Genomic DNA, 15,533 nt, shown 5'->3' with positions numbered 1-15,533 from the left:
TCAAATAACTAGAAATGTCTCATTTTTTAGTTCAATTATTTCAAATAAATATTGACTCCTATTTTTCTTATCATCATTCTTGCAAACATTCACTATTTTTAATCCGAAAAATAAAAAAAAGAGTATCTTTTTATAAGATATACTCTGTTTGTAAAGATAATGATTTATTTTTGTTTTTTCCAATTATCATAAATCGCCTCTTGGATGAATTGCTCCAAATTCTTTTTCTTTTGCTTAGCCAACCATTCGGTTTGATCAATAGGTAATGTTAATTTTAAGTTTACTTTTACGAAAGGCATTTCATGTTTTCTAATTTCCTCTAATGTAATACCTGCTTCAATATCTGGAAAAATAGGATTGCTTTCTTGAACAATCGGAAAACCTTGATAATCTTCAATACTATCAATATCACAAAAGAAATTTAATTTCGGTAATCCTCCAGTTACTCTTTGCGGATGCATTATAAAACTAAAAACCCTCTTATCAATTAATTCTATTTCGAGGAAAAGATTTTCTATCTCTTTGTATTTTGCCTCTACAATTTCACTCACAACCATCGTTAATTCGAGTGAGGAACCTGCACTAGATTCAAAAATATAGATTGCGCTATTAAAAAAATGAATTGGTTCCCCATCTATTTTGATTTCTTTTATTTGTACCATAATTAAACTCCTTCCACAGGTACAATATACACGAATTATTTATGCTTGTGTTAATGATCATGTTAATTTTCTTCTTAATTAGTATCCTTTTTTTACATCGACTTGATTGTTTAATGGCAGGTTGTTTTCAATATTATTTAACGTCTGGATAAAACAAGCAAAACCTTCCTCTGGAGTGGTCACAGCAGAAATATGTGGCGTGATATAAACATTATCTTGCTCCCAAAGCAAGCTTTCGATAGATAAAGGCTCCACAGAAAAAACATCAAGAACAGCAAATTTAATTCTTTTCTGTCCGATGGCCTCAAGCAAAGCTCGCTCATTTACAGATGCACCTCTTCCAACATTAATGAAGCCTGCCTCATGAACACATTTAAAGAAGTCCTCATTGAAAAAGCCGCTTGTTTTTTCAGTTAAAGGCATGGTGTTGATAATATAGTTGACATCACTTAGGTGAGAATGAAAATTCTCCATCGTCAAGACTTCATGAAAGGATACTTTTTGAGCCCCACTCAATGATACGCCATACACAGTCATACCTAACTCTGAAAATATTTTTGCCACAGTTTGACCTATCTCTCCAGTGCCAAAGATCATCACCTTATGTTCCTGTAATAGCTTAGGTGTTTTTGGTTCCCACCTTTTTTGTAGTTGATTTTTATGGAACGTATCATGGAGTTGTATATCCTTCAATATATAACTTAAGCAATATTGAGCAATTCGCTGTCCAAATGAACAAATGGTTCTAGTTAAGAGGACATTTTCATCCCATTTTTTTTGATAAAGAAAGCGATCTACACCAGCCCCAAGTGAGTGCACCCATTTCACGTGTGAGTAATCAAAATTATCTTTAAGATTAAATGCTACCAATGCATCTGCCCAGGCTAATGCCTCCTTATTAAAATCCTGTTCAGATGAATAACGGAATTGCTTTTGAAGCTTCTCTGCTTCAATTAATTGCTGAAGTTGTTTAAACATTGGGCTAACCACTAAAATATTATTAATTTCCAATTGTATTTCCCTCCACTGTTTTATTCTTCCCTATTTTTTCACTCATAAAGGTTGCTCCTAATACCAGGATGCCACCCAGAATTTGTATCATGCTGATGTTTTCTTGTAAAAATACTCCAGAAATCACCATCGCAAATATAAGATCAATATAACTTAATACTGCAATGGTTTGACCCTTTAATGCTTTTATGGCACTAAAATATAGATAGTAAGCAAAACCAGTATGAACGATTCCTAATATTGTAACGAATATAAAAGATTGTCCATCTAAAACAGCAAAATTTATTTCTTCTTTTATGTAAACATATGGAAGTAACACCACAGAAGCAGCACCTAATTGAATCAATGTTGTCTCAAATCCGGATAGACCTTTAATGAATTTATTCATTAATATAACACTTGCATACAATACCGCTGCCACAAGTCCATAAAAAATACCAACAGGATGGTTAAAAGAACTTACTGTGGTTCCACCATTTTGGACAATTAAAAGTAAGCCAAACATTGCAGTAAGAATACTGCTTATTTTGACTAATGTTAACTTTTCCTTTAGCACAATCGGTGCGAGAATCATCACAAAAATGGGGGCAAAATAATAGCTAATTGTTGCATTAGCTATTGTCGTATAACGATATGCCTCAAATAAAAATATCCAATTAAAGCCAATAGCACCACCTGATAAGCTGAGTAAAAGAATATTTCGTTTGATTGTGGATAATGAAATTGTTTGCTTTACAACAAAACTAGCAACTAATAAAAAGATACAACCAATAATTCCTCTCAATAATGCAATTTCACTTGAAGCGAGCTCGATATTTTTTACAAACAAGCCAATGCTGCCAAAAATAAGCATCGCGAAGATTAGTTTTGTTTGACCTTTCACTGTTAACCTCCCTAAACTATTAATAAACTTCATAATTATTTTATTATAACTTCACCATCAAAGATTGAATAGAAAAAAGGAAGGCGCATAAGCCTTCCTTACCTAAATTCCATAGGAAATCCCTAGGAGATTACAAAATTCCGATTTGAAGATGCAATGTTATCAATATTGTAGGCAACTCTAAATCCTTCATGAACTGCTTCAAGGATTTTCCGAGGCTTCTTCGCATCTCCAATTGTATAAACAGGAAAACCTTCTCGCTTAATTAATTCGGCCATTTCATTCAATGATCTTGAGCCAACTGCGATTACAACAGTATCAATTCCTGTCATAAAGCCATGTCCATCTTTATTAGTAACTTTAACAGTATTTCCGTCAATTTCATGAACCTGACAGTCAGATAACACGGTGATATTCTTTTCTGCCATCCGTTTAAACATAAGTGAACGGTTTAACATGCCAACATCGACAGCAATATCAGCCATAACTTCAACTAATGTCACCTGTTTTCCTTGTTCCGCAAGATACTCGGCTGTTTCACAGCCCACCATCCCGCCACCTAAAACCACGACATTATTGCCTACCGGAACGCTATCCTTTAAAACATCATGTCCAGTTACGACATTGCTTTGAAAAATACCTGGTAAATTTGGAATCACAGGTTCTGATCCGGTTGCTAAAATGACTACATCAGGGTTTAATTCTTTAATGGCACTAATATCTGCTTTCCAGCCCTTTACAACTTCTGCGTTAGAGTTTTCAACCTGTTTAATTTGATAGTGAAGCAAATCATAAAGCTCAGATTTAAATGGAGGCTTAGCTGCAAGTCTCAATTGCCCACCTAATTCATCTTCTTTTTCAAACAAAATCGTTTCGTGACCACGTAACGCAGCGACTCGTGTTGCCTCAAGACCAGCAGGACCCCCACCGATAATTAATACCTTCTTCTTTTCAACAGGTGCAGTCAAGTCGAATTCACCTTCGTGGCCTGTTAAAGGATTGATCATACACGCGATGTCAATATCTTCAAACAAACGATCAATGCAACCTTGATTACAGCCCAGACAATTCCTAATATTGGCAGATTGTCCATTTCTCACCTTATTTGGCAGGTCTGGATCACTCAATAACGCTCTGCCCATAGCTACAAAATCAGCATTTCCACCGCGAATAATTGCTTCTGCCATCTCTGGATTTTTGATTCTTCCAACAACAATCACAGGAACGGCATCCTCAATGGCTCTTTTGATGGCTGTTGCATTCTCTATGTACAAACCTTGAGGAATGGCAGATGGCTGAATAATCATAGCAGCGGATGCATACACACCACCGGATACATGAACAGCGTTTACCCCTGCTTCAACTAGCTTCACCGCAAACCAACTAGTATCATCAATTGTAAGCCCGCCATCAACATATTCTTCCGCACTTAAACGGTAAATAATAGGAAAATCAATTCCGACTTCTTCCCTAACACTGTTTACCACTTCTAAAGGAAATCTCATTCGATTTTCAAATGAGCCTCCGTATTCATCTTCCCGCTTATTACTGTATGGTGAGAGAAATTGATTTAATAAATAGCCATGAGCACCATGTATTTCAACAGCATCAAATCCTGCTTGTTTGGCCCGCCGTGCAGCTTGCCGAAATTCCTCAACCAACCCTCTAATTTCCAGAGTCGTTAATTGTTTAGGCACCTCTTGCTTTACAGGACAAGGAATCGGTGATGGAGCGACAAGTCTCGCACCAGTTACATCTGAAGATGTTTGTCGGCCTGCATGATATAGCTGACAAGCTATCTTTGCTCCATGGTGGTGAACCGCTTCCACTAGCTTTCGTAAACCTGGGACAAGTTCGTCACGATTGATTCCCAATTCATTTGAGAAACCCTTGCCTGTTTGGTGAACATAAATCGCTTCAACAATGATTAAACCTACTCCGCCCTTTGCCCTTGCAACATGATAATCAATGATTCTATCTGTCACTGAACCATCCTCAGCTGCATAATTCGTCACCATTGGAGGCATGACAAATCTGTTCCTAACTTCCATCGTTCCAATCTTCATTGGCTCCAGAATCTTTTCGAACTTCCACTTGCTCATCACAACATCCTCCTATTTTATGAAATTATAGGAATCTACGAGCTTACCCCTTTTTTTAAAAAGGCCCTGTTAAACGTGATTGTTGATTTCCGCTCCAGGCACTTCGCTTTCCACGGGGCGTGCGCTGAGCCTGTAGTCTCACCTGTCTCGCGTATCCCGTAGGAGTCTTCGTGCCTTACGCTCCAATCAACAAGTGTTAATAATCAACATTGAGCTTTAACACAGTCTACAAAAAAAAAGAGAATCTGAAGTTGTCAATATCATTTTAAAACAATTAATCAATATTCTCCAATCAGAGTCAATGGAATTTCCCTCTAAATTATTTTTAATAATAATCATTATTAATAATTAATAAAGATTTAATTATAATCATTACTATTATTATAGATTGATTTTGACACACATTCTCAATTATAATTATTTATTCTCAATTAAATTGACATTTCCCTATTATGGCTTATAATCGAGTAGAAATAGTTTAATAATAAAATGAGGGATAATATTATGAGAGATTTTGATTTTCATCATTTAAATCATGTTAAAAACCAACAAAGATCGAAAAATACATTATGGATTACATTAATTCTGACATTATTTTTTATGATTGTTGAAGTGATTGGAGGCATATTATCCGATTCCCTCGCCTTATTATCAGATTCTGCCCACATGGCCTCCGATGTAATCGCCCTAGGCTTTAGTATGACAGCAATCTATTTGGCTACGAAAAAACCCAATCAACGTTACACCTTTGGCTATTTACGTTTTGAAATCATTGCGTCATTTATCAATGGACTAGCCTTAATGATTATTGCGATTGGAATTTTTATAGAAGGAATTCAACGACTTATCACACCGAGGGAAATTGAACTCGGCCTCATGCTTATTGTTGCGATAATAGGTTTGATTGTTAATATCGTTTTAACCATTGTCCTAACTAGAAGCACTAAACAAGAAGAAAATCTAAACATAAAAAGTGCCCTTTGGCATTTTATCGGGGACTTACTTAACTCAGTTGGCGTTATCGTTTCCGCACTCATCATCCATTTTACTGGACTTCATATCCTTGATCCAATCGTAAGTATGGTTATTGGAATCGTCATTCTCGTTGGCGGGTTTAGAATCATTCGCGAAAGCTATTATATATTAATGGAAACAGTGCCTCAACAATACGATTTGGAAGCTATTCGTAAAGATATTACAGCAGTCGAAGGCGTTGAGGATGTGCATGAAATGCATTTATGGACCGTCACGACAAATCATTATTCATTCACAGCACATGTTTTCTTGAATGTAAATAGTGAACCATTAAAGGCTGTTTCAGTGATTAGTAAACTATTAAAAGAAAAACATGGGCTTACACATTCAACGATTCAAATTGAACATCCTACGATTAATGACCATGGTTCCTATGGAAACAAATTTATGTAATATAGGGAAAAAGCAGAACTCCTTCACATCATCAGAGATCTGCTTTTTTCTTATGCTTCCACCATTTCTATATCCGGATTAGCCATATGAAACAATTCTAATTGACTTTCAACCTCGGTCTCCCATTCCCGCTTTGAAACGTAATCATAAAGGCCGTCGCAATCCATTTCGCGAGCTTTGACATTGTCTACTAGGGCCAAGGATAAGACTTGGTTGACCCTTTCTTTTAAATCTGTTACCAAAATCGGGAACATTATTTCTACCCGCTTGTCTAAATTCCTTTTCATTAAATCTGCGGATGATAAATACGTTTTTTCATCCCCATTATGGTGAAAATAATATATGCGACTGTGTTCTAAAAATCTGCCGACGATGCTTCGTACCCTAATATTGTCACTTATCCCAGTAATACCTGGACGCAAGCAACAAACACCTCTAACAATCAAATCTATTTGAACTCCAGCAATTGAGGCCTCATACAACTTCATTATGATATCTTTATCTGTTAAAGAATTCATTTTTGCAATAATTCTTCCGTTGGAATATTTGCGATGAAATTCAATTTCTTTTTCGATTAACGAATTAAGCTCCTTCCGAATATCGGTGGGTGATATGGACAAATAATGAAATGCTGGTTTTTCGGAATATCCACTTAAATAATTAAAAAAATTGGTTGCATCAACACCAATTTTCGGGTTTGCTGTGAACAGGCCGAAATCAGTATATAGTTTTGCTGTTTGATCATTATAGTTACCGGTTCCCAAGTGTACAAGCCGCTCAATTTGTCCAGACTTTCTCCTAACCACAAGCGTAATTTTACTATGCGTTTTTAAATAGTGCTTTCCATAGATTACGTGACAGCCAGCCTTCTCAAGCTCCTTTGCCCAATGGACATTATTTTTCTCATCAAAACGGGCGCGTAGCTCTACCAACACGGTTACTTGTTTCCCATTCTCAGCAGCTCGCTTTAATGCATGAATAATGGGCGAATCCCCACTAACTCGGTAAAGTGTTTGTTTGATTGCCAATACGTTGGGGTCAGTGGCTGCCTTTGAGACAAACTCGACAACAGGCTCAAAAGATTCGTAGGGATGATGTAATAATATATCCCGAGTCGAAATTGCTTCAAAGAGCTGGTCAAGTAAACTCTGTGGTGACTGCGGGATAAGCCGGTTAAACATCAACTGAGAATGTGAGAATTCCAGCTTTTTATATAGTTGAAAAAACATCGTTAAATCAAGTGGACCATCTATTTCATAAACATCCTGTTCCTTGAGCTCTAATTCTTCAGAAAGATATTTAAGAACCTTACGATCAAATCTTTGCTTTTGGATTTCTAATCTGACTGCTGCACCCCATTTGCGTTTTTTAAGTTCCTTTTCAATCTCTTTCAGAAGATCGCTTGCACCTTCCTCTTGGATAGTTAAATCAGCATTACGTGTAATACGAAATACCGTCAAGGAATGTACCTGATATCCAACGAATAATTTATCAATAAAATGACATATGATGTCTTCTAATAGTATTAGCTGCTCATTATCGGCAGAATGTAGCTGCACAAAGCGATTTAATACCTTTGGGACCTGAACGATTGCGATTTTCAACGGTTGTTTTCCCTCATTATTATCGTCTTCAATAACAACCGCTATATTTAAGCTGTTATTTAAAACAATCGGGAATGGATGATAAGCATCAATTGCCATAGGTGTTAACACAGGGAAAATTTGTTTATCAAAGTAGTCCTCGATTTCGATTAATTGAGAGTCAGTTAATTGATTTATTTGAAGAAGAGATATTTCTTGTTCTTTAAGCATTGGAACTAATACTTGATTAAGTGTTTCATATTGCTTAATGACAAGATTATGAGTTTTAATCGAAATTTTTTCTAATTGTTGTTTAGGTGTCAAACCCGCTTTCTTTTCAGGTTTATTATATCCTGCCTTCACTTGGTCTTTTAGACCTGCGACTCGGACCATAAAAAACTCATCAAGATTTGAACTGAACACCGCAATGAACTTACATCTTTCTAATAAGGGATTGCGTGTATCAATTGCTTCTTCTAATACACGTTTGTTAAATGAAAGCCAGCTTAGTTCTCGGTTAATATAATATTTTGATCGATTTAGTTCATCACTTTTTTTATTGACCGTTAGCATCATTTTCCCCTCTTTTATCCCAATCTTGTTCTAGAATAATTATATCATTTATTTATTATTATTGTTTATCTCGTTTGGTTGTAGCCTTTTTATTGTTAATTACCCCATTGCCCAAACATCCGTTTGAGACAAGCATATGCTGAAGTAAACAATTGAAAGGGGGGATGAATTATGTCAAGAAACAACAGAAACAGATCAAGAATTGAATTTGATGTCGATGAAGTAATTATCAACGCCGAAAACGTAATTATCAACGCCGAAAACATTGAACTTGAAGAGGATAATAGAGATCGAGACAGAGATCGCGATCGAGATAGAGATCGTGACCGTCGCGATAGACGAGATAATAACCGTGGTTTATGGTTCTAAGTAAAGATTAACAAAAACGAGTCATCCAACTTAGACTTGGATGACTCGTTTTTATTGTTAATACTATAAAATATTATCGTAATTTCACAGCTCCCTCTACATCGACTAAGAAGTATTCTCCCTTTTGTTTCGTAATGTGACCTGATTCATATGGAGCATTATTTATTGTTAGGTATACTCTATCACTTTGATAATAAACCCCAAACGTATTGACTATTGATTGTAAAATCATTGTCTCAAAGGCTGCACCTGCACTCATTTCATTAATGAATTCTTTATTTAAATCAATATACACGTGTGAATCTTTATTTAAATACAAGCTATTAATGGCTGTATTTTTTGAAAAAACAATTCCAACTTTGTCATTTTCCAATTTTTTGTATTCCTCTGCAAGAACCTTGCGTGTAATATCGTTTGTATAAAAATGAACCTCTCTATTTTTATAATAAAGCTTACTGTCATCTATATTTGGATAATAAAACTGGATTTCTTGAACGTGCGGGACATTTTCTTCAATTTTTGCCAAAGATGATATAATCTCCGCTCCGTCACTAGTAAATATTGATTTTACTAATCCAACATTTTTTGCATAGTAATCCAGTGTTTTTCCGTGGTCACCTTCCGTTGTAACCTCGATAGCCTTATAGGTTCCAGTTGGGGTGGTGATAGACGCTTCTAATTCGGTGATAGTCCGGACTCTTGAATCGGCTAATATCCATTGGGTACCTTTTCTTAAAGGCTCTTTCAAGAGAATTTCAGGACTACCATTACCATTTTCTTTTAACAGATTTTCTCGATAATAAGCTTCTCCTCTAGAATAAAGCTTTACTACCTGACCGTTCCTTATCTCAATGACATTAGCCAACTCTGTCCCACCATTATTAACTCGTTGTTGAAGTTTTTTTCCTTCTACATAATCGTTATATGTTTGATAGGAAGCAAATTCGTTACCTATCCCTTCATAAATATAGCTTGTATTTTTTTTCAATGGATAGTAGTCTTCAATTTTTGGCAAACTGTTTTTTGTTTCATCCTTATCGTGATTTTGTTCGCTGCTATTTGTTTTTGGTTTATTGTTGCTTGTATTGGTTGAACTTTGGTTATTCTCCCCATCTTTTGATTGCTCCTTATCTTGACCAAGATTACATCCAACTAGCATTCCTGTAAGAAGAATGACCAAGAATACAACTATTGACTTTTTCACAGTCCATACCCCCTTTATTAATTTTGTGAGTGTATAAAAAACGATATCTCAGTACAAGCCCTTTGTCATAATATATGTTGTTGGTTTTAGTATATCTCGAAATCTAGTGATAATAGCGTCTCATTGTCAGAAAATTAACAAAGAAAAAGCATTGATGAATAAATCTTCTTGCTCATCAATGCTTCTTCATAAATTCATTTTTATTTTTTCGGCTTAAAAGTTTTACAACAGGTCTGTGTAGATGAATTAGCTTTATCAATATGGTTCTTTTCTCCCAATTCAGAAGAAAACTCTGTGTCATAGTTAGCATGCTGATCTAATTCAACCATGATCTTATCTGCTGTGCAAACATTTCCTTTACCATAAAATGTACAGTTTGAAATGGCACAGGATACTTCAACATTTGGCATCCTTCATTACCTCCTCATACATAAACTCATTAGCATATTTTGCCATAGTGGTTATTTTGTCCTAAAATAATAAAAAAAAACCTATTTGCCAAAAATAATGACAAATAGGCAAATCGAATTATTTTTTTATTAATTGAAAATCATCCATATTGTTAATGATGTCCTCTGGTAGTTGAGGTTTACTAATAAAATAGCCTTGGGCAACATCACAGTCACTTTCCATCAGAAAGTCGAATTGCTCAAGATTTTCAACTCCCTCTGCTACCACATCTAAATTCAAACTATGTGCTAATGAAATAATGGCCAAAACAATCTTGGAAGACGGCATATCCTCACCCAGATTCATTATGAACGACTTATCTATTTTAAGTGTATCGATTGGGAATAATTTTAAATAACTCAAAGAAGAGAAGCCTGTCCCAAAATCATCAATCGATATTTTAATTCCTAAGTCTTTTAATTTTGTTAGGACATGTACAGCTGCTTCTGGATCCTTCATAACTATTCCTTCGGTTAATTCCAATTCTAAGGACCAAGGTGGCAAACCTGTTTCATCTAATACTGAAATTATCAACTCTTCTAGATTATTTTGCTGAAACTGCTTTGGAGATATATTTACACTGATCGTTAAATCATTGTACCCTCTATCGTGCCATTCTTTACACTGAAAGCATGCTTCACGTAAAACCCATTCACCTAGTTGATTAATTAAGCCGGTTTCTTCTGCAATTTGGATAAATGAATCAGGATAAAGAATACGATTATGTTGGTTTTTCCATCTAATCAATGCTTCCATCCCATTAACTTGGCCTGTTTTGAGGTTAAGTTTAGGTTGATAATGCAGGAAAAAATCGGTGGATTTTAAAGCCTCTCTTAGTTGGATATCTAAGTCCATTCTTTCAATGGCTTTCATTTTCATAATTGGATTATACAAACTAAAGCAGCCTCGTCCTTTTTCTTTCGAATGGTACATCGCTAAATCAGCATTTTTTATTAAACTATTTAAATCCTCACCATCTGTTGGATATAGACTTATCCCAATACTAGCTGAAATATTAAATTTATCTCCCAAAATGATAAATGGCTTGGAAAGCTGACTATTTATGTTATCACTAAGTGAGAGTACTTCTTGTTCATTAGTAATATGTGGAAGAAGAATAATAAACTCATCTCCACCAAAGCGGGCAAGGATATTTTTCGTGTTATTTATCGTCATTTGTAGACGGTGGGCAACTTCCATTAATAACATGTCACCTGCGTCATGACCTAAACTGTCATTAATTACTTTAAAATAATCAAGGTCAAGTAATATAAAACCAAGACGTTCCTTAGTATTATTTTGATTTGAAATATAGTGATTGATATAGGATTGAATATACCATCGATTAGGCAAATCTGTTAAAGCATCGTGAAAGGCCATATGCTCAATTTGCGCTTCTGCACGCTTTTTCTCGCGAATATCCCGGCATAATGCTACGTACACTTTCTTATCACCAATTTTGATAAGACGGATGTTTATATCGACTGGGACATATACTTGTCCTTTGCTAATCAAATAATCTTCCAAATTTGCAATTGAATGGTTTTCATCATTCAATACTAAACTATTTAATTCCATAGCTAAGCTTTTAAAAAGTGAGTCAATATTCATTTGAAGCAATTCATTTTTAGAATAACCTAGAACCTCACATGCAATAGGATTGAGATCAATCAGCATTCCATTCGTTCCAATTAAGAAGATACTGTCAGCCGCTTGCTCAATCACGTTTCGGAATTTTTCTTCACTTTCCTTTAATTTGTCTTCAACTCTAACACGATCAGTAATATCTAAACCAAATCCAAGCAAAAAGTCCTGATTTGATTCATTTATGTGAAGGATTGTTTTACCAGTGAACATATGGTGTGTTTCACCTTTAAAACCAGCTGGTACTTCTTTAGTGATTAATTTCCTTTGTTTCCAAACTTCCATATCATAAGCGCGGTTGATTTCAGCTATATGCTGCGGAAAAAAATCAAAAACTGTTTTTCCAATTAAATCATCCGTCTTTAAACCATGTATTTCACAGGCATTTCGATTGGCAAAAATGGTGCGTCCTTCTGGGTCTTCTAGAAATATATTGATAGGTAAAGCATCTAATACACTAAGATACAAAGATTCCTTAATGCGAATTTGCTTTTCTAATTCAAGATTTTTTTGCTTTAATCTTTCTATTTGTGAGCGCAGTAACTCGATATTGTCATTATTATGCTGGTTCCACTGTTCGTTCACAAATATCCACCTCAGTATTTATTTTAAATAATTATATTATAAGGATGTTAAATGTAACCAATCAAAATCTGAATTCTTCATGAAGATGTTAATATAAAAAACCACACTGTAATATGTAGTGTGGTTAACATTCATCAGTATCCTCATTTACTGAAACTGTTGGTAAATTAATTTTAAAACATGTACCTTTATTCAACTCGCTCTTTACATTCCAACGCCCGTTCATTTCCTTAATAATCTGAAGTGTAACCATTAAGCCTAGTCCTGTTCCTTTTTCCTTTGTCGAATAATACGGCAGTCCAATATTTTCAATCTGAGCTGCACTCATTCCTACACCATCATCTATGACGATAATTTCAACTTCTTGATTTTTTGATTTAACGGTAATACTGACTTTTCCGTCTGGACGAGCCGCTTCAATTGAATTTTTAATGATATTAATTAACAATTGTTGAAGTCGACTTGGATTTCCCATTACAAATGCAGAATGACTTGATTGAAAGTTAATTTGAACATTATTTATGTTGGCATACGAGATTAATGTATTTACAGACTTTGTTGCTAAATGTGAAACATCTATAAGTCTCGGCTGTTCAAGATCGTTATTTTTCCCAAGACTTAAATAATCGGAAATAATTTCATTTGCCCGATCTAGCTCATCTAAACATATTTGCATAAAAGCTTTCTCTTCTTGACTAATTGTTTTGGATTTAGTAAGCATTTGAATAAACCCACGAACACTTGTCATCGGATTTCTAATTTCATGCGCTACACTTGCAGCTACCTGACCGACAACTTGAAGCTTCTCATTCTTTTGAACTTCCTTTATTAATTGTTCTTTTTCAAGATATGACTCAATTAAATGAACGGCTAGCCATACAGTAATCGCATTAACTAATACAAAACCGGTATTAATTGTTAAATAGCTTTTAGTCATCTCCATGTTAAATAGGAAAGTGCCAATAATAGGCAATAGGAACGATAATATACTGATGAAAAAGACAGAAAAGGTTATCTTATGTTTTCGGTCCCAACTAAAATAATATCGAGGGAATCTCCATAAAAGCATAGTACCTAACAATAGCACTATATATGCCGCATACATGCCATGTCCACCAACGATAAAGCGAATGATTACATAAAAAATTGTAACAACAAACCCGACCGTATTCCCGCCATAAATAAACGCTAAAAACCACGGTACCATCCGTAAATCTAATATTATTCCATCGTCGATTTCAAACGCAAACATAAGACATAACAGCATCGTGGCTGAAAAAACAGTGATTCCATAAAATTTCAATTTCCTCTTAGGTTTTCGATTATTAATTAACGCTTGATACAATATGATCGGGAATAACACTACAAGCATTTGTATTAAGATATTTTCAATCTGTAACACCATATATTTACCTCTAACTTCTTATACTAATAAACTTCCTCTCTAATAATACTTCGTTTTAACTATTACTTAAAGTGAAATTTTTGGAATAGGATATAATTGGTAATTGTTATTAACAATATATCAAAGTATAGCTTGGAGTTTATTTAGTACATAATCAATTTCAGCTCTTGTTGAATATATTCCTAGACTAAAACGAATGGTTCCCATTCCAATATGCTCTGGCACTTTCATTTCCTTCAAAACTAACGATAAATCAATATGTCCTGAATGACAGGCTGATCCAGTTGATGCTGCAATTTCAGGCATGGAATCAAGTATCGCTTGACCTGATTTATGAACAAAACTAACATTTAATGTATTGGGCAGCTTTAATTTCGGATGTCCATTTAATACCACTTGATCACCTAGGATATTCTTTAATTCCAGCCAAAAATAATCCGATAATTCATTTATTTGACTGTTTGCCAGGTTTCTTTGAGCTAGTTCACACGCCTTGCCTAAACCCACGGCCAATATCGTACTTTCCGTTCCAGCCCTTTTTGCGAATTCATGTCCAGCACCATGAATCAACGGTTCAATCTCAAGCCCATCGCGAATATATAAGGCACCAATACCTTTTGGTGCATAGAGTTTGTGTCCAGCAACCGTTAATAAGTCGACACCAAGGTCTTCAACATTAACCGGAACCTTTCCAACTGATTGTGAAGCATCAGTGTGAAATGGAATACCATAGCGCTTGGCGATTTTCCCAATCTCTTTTATTGGTTGAAGTGTACCGACCTCATTATTTGAATGCATAATAGATATCAAAATGGTCTCTTTTGTAATGGCTTTTTCAATTTCCTCCGGTGAAACTCTCCCATATTGATCTACATCAACATATGTTATGTTAGCTCCAATACCTTCAAGAAATTTACAGGGATTAAGAATGGCAGGATGTTCTATTTTGGAGGTAATGATGTGCTTTCCTTTATTTTGTTGCTTAAAATAGATTCCTTTTAATGCGAAATTATTCGACTCACTTCCACCGCTCGTAAAAATAATTTCATGCGGGTTACAGGATAACAAGTCAGCCACCTGTTCTCTGGCTTGATTCAGCAATTTTTTTAGCGGTGTACCAGCCCAATGGATTGCAGATGGGTTACCGAAATAATCTGACAATAGTGGTGTCATAACATCAATCACTTCGTGAGCAATCGGTGTACTAGCGTTGTAGTCTAAATAGATATGTTTTTCCAAGTATCGTCCCACCTTTAGCAGAGTTAATATTCAATACATTCATTTTGAAAGAACCTAATGTCATAATCAAGTAAAATACTTAAACAAAAAGAGCCTCCTATTGCTATTATTTAGCAATAGGAGGCTCAATTATCTATAAAAATAGAAAAGACCCTTAATGAAGGGCCATGTTAATTGAACTTATTATTAGACTTACTTCTTTTTTTCTGAGTTGCAATCAGTACAAACTCCATACCAAGTTTTTACACCATTAACATTTCCAACAGCCGCAATTTCCTTACCGCACTCTTGGCAAATAATTGTTCCTTGCTTTACGATTGTTTGAGTACTCACCCATCTCACTCCTTATTAAACTAGTGTTTTTACAACATTCCACAAAAACCGTCCTATTTTCG

The 15,533-nt window shown here is 35.1% G+C and carries 13 protein-coding genes; 2 read left to right on the top strand and 11 right to left on the bottom strand.

Annotated elements, in window-relative coordinates:
- Positions 1–164 precede the first annotated feature (164 nt).
- From FXW34_RS14035 to FXW34_RS14020, 4 genes are all read right to left on the bottom strand, one after another.
- Positions 165–662, bottom strand: a complete 498-nt coding sequence (locus FXW34_RS14035) for a hypothetical protein (RefSeq protein ID WP_147534632.1) — start codon at positions 660–662, stop codon at positions 165–167.
- A gap of 78 nt (positions 663–740) precedes the next feature.
- A complete protein-coding gene (locus tag FXW34_RS14030; RefSeq protein ID WP_147534631.1) occupies positions 741–1,673 on the bottom strand; it encodes a D-2-hydroxyacid dehydrogenase in 933 nt (310 codons plus the stop codon).
- Positions 1,663–2,556, bottom strand: coding sequence for a DMT family transporter (locus FXW34_RS14025; protein ID WP_147534630.1), 894 nt, complete (start codon positions 2,554–2,556; stop codon positions 1,663–1,665). Before FXW34_RS14025 ends, FXW34_RS14030 begins: the two co-directional genes overlap by 11 nt.
- A 122-nt stretch (positions 2,557–2,678) precedes the next feature.
- Complete coding sequence (locus FXW34_RS14020; RefSeq protein WP_187118960.1) at positions 2,679–4,658, bottom strand: oxidoreductase; 1,980 nt, start codon at positions 4,656–4,658, stop codon at positions 2,679–2,681.
- A gap of 504 nt (positions 4,659–5,162) precedes the next feature.
- Between FXW34_RS14020 and FXW34_RS14015 the strand changes: the two genes are divergently transcribed.
- Positions 5,163–6,086, top strand: a complete 924-nt coding sequence (locus tag FXW34_RS14015; RefSeq protein ID WP_147534628.1) for a cation diffusion facilitator family transporter — start codon at positions 5,163–5,165, stop codon at positions 6,084–6,086.
- A 50-nt stretch (positions 6,087–6,136) separates the two neighbouring features.
- Here FXW34_RS14015 and FXW34_RS14010 read toward each other — a convergent pair whose 3' ends face one another.
- Positions 6,137–8,242 (bottom strand): RNA degradosome polyphosphate kinase, encoded by a 2,106-nt coding sequence (locus tag FXW34_RS14010; protein WP_147534627.1) that lies wholly within the window; start codon positions 8,240–8,242, stop codon positions 6,137–6,139.
- Between the two features lie 171 nt (positions 8,243–8,413).
- On the opposite strand from FXW34_RS14010, the gene FXW34_RS14005 reads away from it, so the two are divergent.
- On the top strand, positions 8,414–8,611 hold the full coding sequence (locus FXW34_RS14005) for a hypothetical protein (RefSeq protein ID WP_147534626.1): 198 nt from the start codon (positions 8,414–8,416) through the stop codon (positions 8,609–8,611).
- Between the two features lie 73 nt (positions 8,612–8,684).
- Here the strand turns inward: FXW34_RS14005 and FXW34_RS14000 are convergent, their stop codons facing one another.
- The 6 genes from FXW34_RS14000 to FXW34_RS13975 all read right to left on the bottom strand — a co-directional run bounded on the left by FXW34_RS14000 (position 8,685) and on the right by FXW34_RS13975 (position 15,471).
- The gene (locus FXW34_RS14000; RefSeq protein ID WP_147534625.1) at positions 8,685–9,815 is read right to left on the bottom strand and encodes a GerMN domain-containing protein; all 1,131 of its coding nucleotides are present in this window, start codon (positions 9,813–9,815) and stop codon (positions 8,685–8,687) included.
- A 200-nt stretch (positions 9,816–10,015) separates the two neighbouring features.
- Positions 10,016–10,225, bottom strand: a complete 210-nt coding sequence (locus FXW34_RS13995; RefSeq protein ID WP_147534624.1) for a DUF1540 domain-containing protein — start codon at positions 10,223–10,225, stop codon at positions 10,016–10,018.
- Between the two features lie 118 nt (positions 10,226–10,343).
- A complete protein-coding gene (locus FXW34_RS13990; RefSeq protein ID WP_147534623.1) occupies positions 10,344–12,494 on the bottom strand; it encodes a sensor domain-containing protein in 2,151 nt (716 codons plus the stop codon).
- A gap of 124 nt (positions 12,495–12,618) precedes the next feature.
- Positions 12,619–13,899 carry an ATP-binding protein gene (locus tag FXW34_RS13985; RefSeq protein WP_147534622.1) on the bottom strand — a complete coding sequence of 427 codons (1,281 nt, stop codon included), beginning with the start codon at positions 13,897–13,899 and terminating at the stop codon, positions 12,619–12,621.
- A gap of 120 nt (positions 13,900–14,019) precedes the next feature.
- Positions 14,020–15,138 carry a cysteine desulfurase family protein gene (locus FXW34_RS13980; RefSeq protein WP_147534621.1) on the bottom strand — a complete coding sequence of 373 codons (1,119 nt, stop codon included), beginning with the start codon at positions 15,136–15,138 and terminating at the stop codon, positions 14,020–14,022.
- Between the two features lie 192 nt (positions 15,139–15,330).
- Entirely contained in the window at positions 15,331–15,471 is a 141-nt protein-coding gene (locus FXW34_RS13975; RefSeq protein ID WP_187118959.1) for a GapA-binding peptide SR1P, read from the bottom strand.
- Between the last annotated feature and the right edge of the window lie 62 nt (positions 15,472–15,533).

The organism is Bacillus marasmi, assembly GCF_902168435.1.
Lineage (GTDB): Bacteria > Bacillota > Bacilli > Bacillales > Cytobacillaceae > Bacillus_BU > Bacillus_BU marasmi.
This window is presented reverse-complemented; position numbering and strand designations above follow the sequence as displayed.